This is a genomic window from Psychrobacter sp. S4(2024) (genome assembly GCF_036861305.1).
Classification (GTDB): Bacteria; Pseudomonadota; Gammaproteobacteria; order Pseudomonadales; family Moraxellaceae; genus Psychrobacter; species Psychrobacter cryohalolentis.
Genome location: NZ_JAZAQR010000006.1, coordinates 1 through 7609, shown reverse-complemented (window position 1 = coordinate 7609; position 7609 = coordinate 1). Strand labels below are relative to the sequence as shown.

Below are 7609 nucleotides of genomic sequence, written 5' to 3'. Positions count from 1 at the left end.
GTCGTCCAGTAAGAGTATTCTTACTAAATATGCTAAACCAATCTGGCTTATCCTATTTAGCGAGCTGACAATCATATCATGTTTTAATAGTCTGTCAACTTCTTTTCTTAATTTGTTTCTTTAAGTTAACTGGTTAGTTATTGTGTAATCACACAGTAGCTGATTCCAGTTCGTCTTAATGAGGTGCGTATTATAGACGCTTTAATTAGTAAGTCAAGAAGTAAATTATTTTAATTTGAGTTAACTTAAAAGTAATTTTTCCGGTTGGCTAAATTGTCTAAGCGATAAACCACTCCAACCCGCCTTCCTCTCCGACTGGGTGGCAGTATACGCTGTTTTAGTAGGGGGTCAAGAGATTATTAAGGTTTATTTTTATTTGGTTGAAAACACTAGGTTTACCTTTCAATGTAGGATTTCATCAAGGACAAAGATTTTTCGTCCATTTCCCCATTCTATTACCGCGAACACATTGATATTGCACCCCATACTGCACCCATTGCCAATTTAAATCAGACGGCTTGCCTTTTAAGGTAAAACTAATACGGTAACGTTCTGCACTCACACTATCATCCATGAGACCAGAACGGGTAATGACAACAACCGCTGTCTTAGGCTGCGATTTTGATGGATAGTAAAAAGCTTGTGCCAAATCATAATCCGCATCTACTTCGTTAATACTACTATTGATTAGCTTAAGCTTTTCAAGACCACAAGCAATCAGCCCTTTTTTGATAGAGCACGGTGCTGATGCGGAAGTTACTGCACTACCATTAATATTTAGATGCTTAAAATTAGCTGGATTGGCAGCTTCAGCACGAGATATCGTACTTACTGAATTACTAGTAGTAGCATGTGTAGAGACTGAAACAAATGACAATGAAAACAAAGCGCTTGCCATCAAACCTCTTAACAAATTGTTTGAGGTCCTTGAAACAGGTAATAGGCGATTAAAAATAGGTAAGTTCAGCATAATAACCTCGGCTTAGTTATCAAATGGCGTTATAGGAAGGCTCATCGTATAAACTTTATATAGATTACAGACAATAGCATTGGATAAGGCTTTAATATTGCACCCAATCAATAGCTATTTGTAGTGTTTTATTTTAACTTTTCTATTGTTGTGGTTATCTCTATCAGAGCTATATTTCAGTGCCCAATAGAATCAAAAACTAGCACGCAAATAAAAACCGCCTATTAAAAAATAAGCGGTTTTTGTTTGCGTGTCTTAAGTTAATATTTACTATAAAAAGCTATAGTATTAACTGGTCGCTTTGGCTTGTAAGGTGCTAAAAATACCTGACAAGGCATAAATAACACCAATCGCTAAAATGCCGACTGGAATATCATATAACACGATACTCATGACCAATACACCAACGATAAGCACCACAAAAGGGACTTTCTTCTTATCAAACTCTTTAAAACTATAGTATTTGACGTTGCTAACCATCAGCAAACCGCAAATAACGACCCAAGCAGCAAATAAAAACATCACAAGCGTATCGTATTGTCCGATCCATTGATTGTGATCAACGGCAACCATAACAGCCGCTGTGACCAAAATAGCGGCAAGCGGACTGGCCAAACCAACAAAGTATTTTTTATCGACCTCACCAATCTGAACGTTAAAACGCGCTAGACGGAAGGCGGCACAGGCAGTAAAGACAAACGCACAGCCAAGCCCAATACGACCTAATGGCTGCAAAGCAAAGCTATAAATTAAGATTGCCGGTGCAACACCGAAGGCTAACATATCGGCAAGCGAATCATACTGCTCACCAAAGGGGCTTTGCGCATTAAGCATACGCGCTACCCTGCCATCTGCGCCATCCAAAATAGCCGATAAGAAAATCGCTAAAGAGGCTTTATAAAACTCACCTTGGGTACTGGCTAAAATAGAATAAAAGCCTGACAGCAGCGATAAAGTGGTGATCAAGTTGGGCGCTAAATAAACACCGCGACTGACCACCCGCTTACCTTCAGCGACTTCCGCTTCAATCACCTCGAACGTCAGCCCATCATAGTTCTCATTATCCGCCAAGCGAATATCGAAATCATGCTCATCCACAAAAGGCGGTTGAGTGGCAGCGCTATCTTGTAATAAGGGCTCTTTAATCAAACCGTCATTCATCACTTTATCAGTGACCAGACTACCCTTTGCAAGATTGTTTTTTTCAAGGCTACGTGATGATTGATCAGTCGTCATAACAATATCCTTATTCGCCAACCAACCAGCGGACGGTGGTTGCACTATCAGGTGTTAAATCTGGTGCATCAGCAACTTTTAATACAGGCTGTAAGAAACGTAGTATCTCACGCGCTTGGTTATCGAACTGCCATGGCGGATTGATCACAAGTAGCCCTGTACCGTTTAGACCGACAGCGATATCTTTAGGATAAATATTTAGCTCACAAACCAGCTGACGTCTCATCTCAGTACGCTTGAGCTTTTTATAGAACAGCTCAACCGCGTCGATGTTCTTGATTGGGAACCATAATGCATAAGTGCCTTGTGGCCACTTGTTATAAGAATGCACCAACAAATCGATTAGACGCGTGAAGTCTTTATGCTCCTGCTCGTAAGGAGGATCTAAAAATATCAAGCCGCGCTTTTCTTTTGGCGGAATCACGGCAGCGATACCTTCAAAAGCATTGCGATGATGAATACCGATTGGCAATTTATGTAGCTGATAGTTCAGTGCATCATATTCACTGGCTTTGGCTTCAAACGCTTCACCGCGCACGCCAGCATCTGGATTTTTTTCAACATGATGAGCAATCCACCACGGCGAACCCGGATAGACTTTTTTATCATAGGTAAAACGGGCTTGGTTAATACCTTCCATATAGTCTTTGATGGCAGCTGGTGCTTTTTCGACATCGGCTTTTACTAAGGCTTGGATACCACCTTTGGCTTCACCAGTCTTGCGCGCCTCTTCACTGCCGAGCGAATACAGTCCACGACCGCCATAAGCATCAAGCACATAAAAAGGTTTGTTTTTTTGCCCCATTTGGTTCAGTAGTTGTACCAATAGAATGTGTTTAACAACATCGGCAAAGTTACCAGCATGATAGGCGTGTTTATAATTCATAAGTTCAAAAGTTTAAATAAGAAAAATTGCATCTATGGTAGCATAGGATGGCTAAAAGATAACGATGGTTTTGGTAAAAAGGCATAGATTGGTCGGGTAAAGGTATAGATTGACGGTGTAATGACAGATAATGGACGATAGCGAGACAAAATGACGAAGATTATTAGCAATCTTGATGTAACGACGTTGGTGGTTGATAATCCAATAGGTAAGGAGAATCCGCCACTGTTATCTTTACATTCTACTAACTATAATAATCAGGCGCTGCCGACCCAGCATTTATTACAATCCTCTGATTTTGAGGTTAACTGGGAACACAAGCTGACAGATAAACAGTTGGATACGTTTGTTGATGATGGTTGGCTGATTATTGATGATGTCTTTGAACGAAAAGCCTTATTAGCACTGCAAGCGGAAAGTGGCTTTATTGACTATCGTGATGCTCAGCTAACGGCGGGTATTCGTATCAGTGATATTCGCGGTGATAAAATACGCTGGATTACCAAAGACTTTTTTGCAGGATTTTATTATCTACACAGTATCAATGCGCTTGCCAACTTATTCAATCAAAGCTTGTACGCTGGTATTCGCCACAGTGAAGCGCATTATGCGTGTTATCCAGTAGGTTTTGGCTATCTATGGCATAGTGATAATCCAGCTGGACGTAATGAACGCGTTATCTCGGCAGTGTTTTATCTTAATGATGAATGGACAGCGAATGACGGCGGCGCGCTAGAAATCGTTGATAAACATGGTGTCCATCATAATGTAATGCCTGTCGCTAATAGGCTTGTAATATTTGATAGTGACTTACGGCATCAAGTACAAATCGCCCATCGTCAGCGTTATTCTATCGCGACTTGGATGCGCCGTGATGGCTTAGTACCATTCGTAGAAGACGTTATTTAAGTACTGTAATATTCATAAAGACTCTCTTACCAGCTACATCTAACCATACTATCTATCCCTCTATAATAAAAAAGGCTTCCCATGTCAGATTTTGATAAAAACCGAAATACTCAGTCTCAGATGCAAGCAACTCATCAACAAGCAACATTGGATTTAAGTATCGCCTTACTTGAACGTCCGTCAGTGACGCCAGATGATGATGGCTGCCAAGACATATTATCTGAGCGGCTAACGCAAGCAGGCTTCGACTGCGAGTTTATGTATTACGGTAATAGACAAGCAAAAGGCGAACATGCTGAGGTTAAAAACTTATGGGCGCGCCGCGGTAATACCAATCCAGTCATTTGCTTTGCCGGTCATACTGACGTCGTCCCAATAGGCGATGAAAAAAATTGGACCTATCCGCCCTTTACCCCAACCATTGCAGATGGCTATTTATGGGCGCGTGGTGCCGCTGATATGAAAACTGGCATTGCCGCTTTTACCGTCGCTGCTGAACGTTTCGTTGCCAATCATCCTGAGCACAATGGCTCAATTGCCTTTTTAATCACTTCAGATGAAGAAGGTCCGTCTATTAACGGCACAGTCAAGGTAGTAGAAACGCTAGAAGCACGTAATGAGAAAATTACGTACTGCTTAGTGGGTGAACCATCTAGTACTGATACCCTAGGTGATATTATTAAGAATGGTCGTCGTGGCTCACTCGGCGCAGTGCTCACTGTCACTGGTAAACAAGGTCACGTTGCCTACCCGCACCTTGCATCAAATCCTATTCATGCGGCTATGTCGGCACTCGCAGAACTGACCAATGCTACTTGGGATAATGGCAATGATTACTTCCCTGCGACTTCACTACAAATATCTAATATCAATAGTGGAACGGGGGCGACCAACGTCATTCCTGAAACCTTAGAGGCTGTATTTAACTTCCGCTTTTCGACAGAAACGACTGAAGATGAACTAAAAGCGAAGACACATGCTATTTTTGATAGATATTTCGCTGATAGCAAAGCAGCTTATGATATTCATTGGAAATTATCTGGTCAGCCTTTTTTGACGCCTGAAGGTAAATTGGTCTCAGCATGCCAGCAAGCGATTAAATCTGTGACTGGAACCGATACGACATTATCAACTTCTGGCGGCACATCAGATGGACGCTTTATTGCACCAACCGGTGCGCAAGTGGTCGAACTTGGCGTGCGTAATGCCACTATTCATCAGGTTGATGAAAAAGTTGAAGTAGATGACTTAGGGAAATTGGCGCAGATTTATGAAGGGATTTTAGAGAATTNTGGCGGCACATCAGATGGACGCTTTATTGCACCAACCGGTGCGCAAGTGGTCGAACTTGGCGTGCGTAATGCCACTATTCATCAGGTTGATGAAAAAGTTGAAGTAGATGACTTAGGGAAATTGGCGCAGATTTATGAAGGGATTTTAGAGAATTTACTAGGGCGTGTCCTCAATTCAATTGATCATATCTAAACGGGCTAAAAATGGCTAAATTTTGCCAAACATCGTTAAATAGCTGGTTAATATCCCGATATTATCTGCGCTATTTTCCTTGTTTGACTGCAATTTATCTCATTTTTATCACCATTTTTGAAATGAGGACACGCCCTATTAGATTAATAAGCACTAGTAAAAAAAGCGCCATCTCATACAGATGGCGCTTTTTTATTATAGATATTAATTACTTACTCAATACCAATATATAGCTCGACTTGACCATATTCTAACTTACCCTCAACGTAACGCTCAAAGTCAACGTTATAAGTTCGAGTATGCTCACAGCTTGGATCATTGAAATACGTCCACGCTTTTTCCCATGCATTCATCACGGTATTAGGCATGTTACCGTATTCAGAAAACACCATGTATTTTCCTGCAGGAATAGTGACCGTTGTTAGGTTGCTTGCATTTTTATTCTTAGTAGCTTTGACAGTATTGGTCGTATCGTCATTGTCTGACTGTTTTTGCTGACTTTCCACCTTCCAACTCGCAACCACATCAAAAGCGCCTACATCATCACTCTCATAGTTATGATAGATACCATAGATATCCTGACCCTTTTCAAGTTGGCTCACGTGATTTTTGTAAAAACTTTGCCATAGCTTGCCTAACTTTGCCGTTTCATGGCTTATTTCATCGGTGTTGGTGGTGCGTACGCTGATGCCTGTGCAAGTTTGTACGTCGGTTAGCTCTTGGATTGGTGCAGTCATGAGACGGTTTGTCCTGTTTTCATTTGAGATTATGTTTATTAAAGCTATGTTTGTTATTAAAAAATAGTCAAAAGGTCAATCTAGTCCGCTTCGTCGATCCAATTCATCTGAATCGCTTCTAAGATACCTTCATTGGAGCGTTGCGGATCATCGTCAAAGCCTTCAAGCTCCGTCACCCAGCGATGCAAATCCGTAAAGCGAATATACTGCGGATCGGTCTCTGGGAATTTTTCATAAAGCTCAATAGCGATATCTAAGCTGTCTGTCCATTTTAACTTCTGCGGGGTCATAGTAGCTCCTTATGTTTTCAATTATTTTTATAAAATAGCATTATAAAATATATATGCGCTATCCTACCAAAATTCATCATAGGATTATAGGCAAGTTGGTTACGCAGCCTTTGTTGATTTAGTCAACTCAGTAGATTGAGCAGCTTTAATCGCCACTTGATGCTGATTCCATGACTCAATAACTTCTGTCAGCTGCTTACCCGTCATATCTAGCACCTCAGTTGCGCACTTACCTTGCTTATTGGTTAAAACAAACTTGGTCATACCCACTGCCATCAGCTGGTTTTTAACAAAAAATCGATGCTCAAAATAGACATATTTTTTATCCCAACCGACAAGCATACTATTGACTGTTATCTTATCTAGAAACTTAATTTGTTTAAGATAGACCATCTCCTGCATAGCGATAATCCAGCCGAGATTTTTAATCCCTTTTTGATGACAGCAGTTCATAAGCCATTTGGTGATATTTAGCTCAATAAAAGACAGATAGCGATAATTAGGCAGATGATCGCGAAAACCCATGTCATGTGGTAATACCCGATACTGACGCACAGTTGGTGCTGTCAATGTTTCAATACTCAGGTGATTGCTTATCGATTGCTGCTTAAGTTGTTGTTTGAGTAGGCTTACCATAATAAAGAAACGCAGCAGCATATTCATAAGAAACCTTCTTATTTTATAATATTGATAATGAGAAAATACATTGTAGATAGCTTTAGATGGGCAATACTCTAACGCAAAAAAAGCCACCTCAGTGACTTTTTTATGTGAAAGCTTCTGTTTAAAAAATGATGTGTCAGACCTATTTTAAAGGTTAATGACCAGCGCCATTGATACTACGTACCATCTCTTCGACCATCTTCTTCGCATCACCAAAGATCATCATGGTTTTGTCCATATAGAACAAGCTGTTATCTAGACCAGCATAACCTGTACTCATAGAACGCTTAATAACCATCACCGTTTGCGCTTTGGTCACTTCTAGAATTGGCATACCAAAGATTGGTGATGTCGGATCATCTTTCGCAGATGGGTTGACAACATCATTGGCACCGATAACTAATACCACATCCGTACTCGCGAAGTCCGAGTT

The 7609-nt window shown here is 40.8% G+C and carries 9 protein-coding genes; 2 read left to right on the top strand and 7 right to left on the bottom strand.

Going from position 1 to position 7609, the window contains the following annotated elements:
* Positions 1-418: 418 nt before the first annotated feature.
* The 3 genes from VLA57_RS12475 to VLA57_RS12465 all read right to left on the bottom strand — a co-directional run bounded on the left by VLA57_RS12475 (position 419) and on the right by VLA57_RS12465 (position 3092).
* On the bottom strand, positions 419-898 hold the full coding sequence (locus VLA57_RS12475) for a hypothetical protein (protein ID WP_201530670.1): 480 nt from the start codon (positions 896-898) through the stop codon (positions 419-421).
* A gap of 360 nt (positions 899-1258) precedes the next feature.
* On the bottom strand, positions 1259-2206 hold the full coding sequence (gene pssA, locus VLA57_RS12470; RefSeq protein ID WP_201530671.1) for a CDP-diacylglycerol--serine O-phosphatidyltransferase: 948 nt from the start codon (positions 2204-2206) through the stop codon (positions 1259-1261).
* Between the two features lie 10 nt (positions 2207-2216).
* Positions 2217-3092, bottom strand: a complete 876-nt coding sequence (locus VLA57_RS12465; protein WP_020442843.1) for a 23S rRNA (adenine(2030)-N(6))-methyltransferase RlmJ — start codon at positions 3090-3092, stop codon at positions 2217-2219.
* A gap of 150 nt (positions 3093-3242) precedes the next feature.
* Here VLA57_RS12465 and VLA57_RS12460 point away from each other — a divergent pair, with 150 nt between their 5' ends.
* Complete coding sequence (locus tag VLA57_RS12460) at positions 3243-4001, top strand: 2OG-Fe(II) oxygenase (RefSeq protein ID WP_201530672.1); 759 nt, start codon at positions 3243-3245, stop codon at positions 3999-4001.
* A 120-nt stretch (positions 4002-4121) separates the two neighbouring features.
* Positions 4122-5486 (top strand): succinyl-diaminopimelate desuccinylase, encoded by a 1365-nt coding sequence (dapE, locus tag VLA57_RS12455; protein WP_442968878.1) that lies wholly within the window; start codon positions 4122-4124, stop codon positions 5484-5486.
* A gap of 212 nt (positions 5487-5698) precedes the next feature.
* Here the strand turns inward: dapE and VLA57_RS12450 are convergent, their stop codons facing one another.
* From VLA57_RS12450 to VLA57_RS12435, 4 genes are all read right to left on the bottom strand, one after another.
* Entirely contained in the window at positions 5699-6223 is a 525-nt protein-coding gene (locus tag VLA57_RS12450; protein WP_149409878.1) for a GyrI-like domain-containing protein, read from the bottom strand.
* An 80-nt stretch (positions 6224-6303) separates the two neighbouring features.
* Positions 6304-6513, bottom strand: a complete 210-nt coding sequence (iscX, locus tag VLA57_RS12445; protein WP_011279849.1) for a Fe-S cluster assembly protein IscX — start codon at positions 6511-6513, stop codon at positions 6304-6306.
* A 99-nt stretch (positions 6514-6612) separates the two neighbouring features.
* Positions 6613-7176: an acyl-CoA thioesterase gene (locus tag VLA57_RS12440; protein WP_201530673.1), complete on the bottom strand. Its 564-nt coding sequence runs from the start codon at positions 7174-7176 to the stop codon at positions 6613-6615.
* 154 nt (positions 7177-7330) lie between these two features.
* Positions 7331-7609, bottom strand: a 279-nt coding sequence (locus VLA57_RS12435; RefSeq protein WP_333953943.1) for an NAD(P)(+) transhydrogenase (Re/Si-specific) subunit beta, incomplete at its 5' end; no start/stop codon positions are given.